This is a genomic window from Variovorax sp. P4_D9 (assembly GCF_056401695.1).
This window is the reverse complement of the sequence record NZ_JBFUIU010001319.1, coordinates 1-1724: the sequence shown is the minus strand read 5'-3', so window position 1 is coordinate 1724 and position 1724 is coordinate 1. Positions and strand designations below refer to the sequence as shown.

The 1724-nt window shown below is 64.8% G+C and carries 2 protein-coding genes; both read left to right on the top strand.

Annotated features, from left to right (window positions below):
* Window positions 1–200: 200 nt before the first annotated feature.
* The gene (locus tag AC1DY5_RS54430; protein WP_478122495.1) at window positions 201–1193 is read left to right on the top strand and encodes a DotG/IcmE/VirB10 family type IV secretion system protein; all 993 of its coding nucleotides are present in this window, start codon (window positions 201–203) and stop codon (window positions 1191–1193) included.
* Window positions 1193–1724, top strand: a 532-nt coding sequence (locus tag AC1DY5_RS54425) for a hypothetical protein (RefSeq protein ID WP_478122494.1), incomplete at its 3' end; no start/stop codon positions are given. The genes AC1DY5_RS54430 and AC1DY5_RS54425, both read left to right, overlap by 1 nt.

Here is a 1724-nt window from a genome sequence, read left to right as displayed (position 1 = left end):
GACGGATGTCGTGCAAACCGACTATGAGAAGGGCCGCCTCGCGGAGCTTCAGCGCCAGAAGGCCGAGGAAAGCAAGAACACCGGTGGGGTCTACGTACCGCCGCCGGCTGGCGCGCCCGTGGCCCAAGACAAGTTGGGCGGGACCCGTTGGATTGGGCGCTCCGGGAGCTGGCCCAGGTGCGGGCTCGTACCGGACGTACGTGACCACGCCGCAAGTGGTCGTCCAGCCCGGCTCCTATCAGGATCCGGCACGCCAGCAAGCCTTTCAGGAAGGCCTGAATCGCCAACTCGGCCAACTCTTGGCAGACGCGCCTACCGGTGCAGCCATCGCTCGTGTCCAGGCATACCAAGACCCGAACAAGGTGGCTGCAAGCCAGGGCCAGCAGGCCGGCGCGGGCGGGCAGGGTGTTGCCGCCACGAATATCGCCTCCGAGGATCTGGATCTCCCGGGCCCGTTGACGATCCAGGTCGCACGCACCACCTCGCCGATCGACACTGCGAAGTCCCCCTACGTCGCGGCTGAGATCCTGGGCGGCAAGTTCGCGGGTGCATTCCTGAAAGGCACCGCTGTCCTGAATCAGGGCGAAGGCCTCCAGGTCACTTTTACGGACATCCGCTTCAACGGAAAGGTCGCGAAGATCAACGCCGTCGCATTGGACGAACAGACTTCTGCAGACGCCCTAGCGGGCAGCATCGATCGCCACATTCTCTCGAAGTATGTGCTGCCGATCACGTTCGCAACCATGAGCGGCGCGGCGGGTGCGATCGCCCAGCGCAGCTCGGAGGTGGTGACCAACGGCCTCACCTCGTCTGTCGTCGTCCCCGAGGCCACGAATCGCCAGGCCGCTGCGGCAGGCCTGTCGTCCGCCACGCAGATCGGCCAGCAGGTTGTGCAGAGCCTCGCGCAGCAACCGAACACCGTGACTCTGCCTGCGAACACGACCATCGGCATCCTGTTCAACGCGGTGCAGACGGCGTCTTCCACCGCAGGCGGCGGTCATCAACAGCAGATGCAGCGGCAGCAGCAGCAACAACAACAACAGCAACAGCAGCAGCAGCAGCAGCGCGCTCCGCAGCAGGTGGTCTATGCGCCTGCGCAGCAAACGCCTTCCTTCAATCTTGCGACCGGCACGAACTACGGCACTTTTGCTCCGACCGTGGCAACAATGAACCAAACGCAGGTGCGTTACTGATGAGCCATTTTGAAGTCGAGCGCGACGAACGCGTGGGCGACGGCAACTCGCACGAGGACCAGCTGTGGGGCGCCGAGGGCGGCGGCGAATCGGTCGTTCACGACCCCGAAGAGCCAGGTTTCGACAACCGCGAGGCGCGCGACACTTTGAGCGAATCGCTCGATGACCCGGTCGACGCTATCCCTCGGGATCCCGAAGACGAGCCAGCCCCGAAGAAGAAGTCGAATCTGCCGTTCTACGGCGCCGTTGGGGCCTTCGCACTTGTCGCCCTGGGACTGGTGGGCTACAAGTCCGGCCTGGTCGGTGGCTCCTCGAGGAAGCCGATCGAGCCTTCCTCGGTCGCTTCGGCCATGGCAAGCGACACGCCGAAGAAGCCCGAATCCTTGATCGGCGCCGCCGGCGTCAGCAATGCCGCTACCCCCTTTCTGCTCGGGGGTGGCGATGCGAAGTCCGGCTCGAAATTCGACGCCGAGGCGGATCTGCTTTCGGACAAGAGATCCGCGCCCGCTGCGGCCCCTGCAGTCCCGGCTC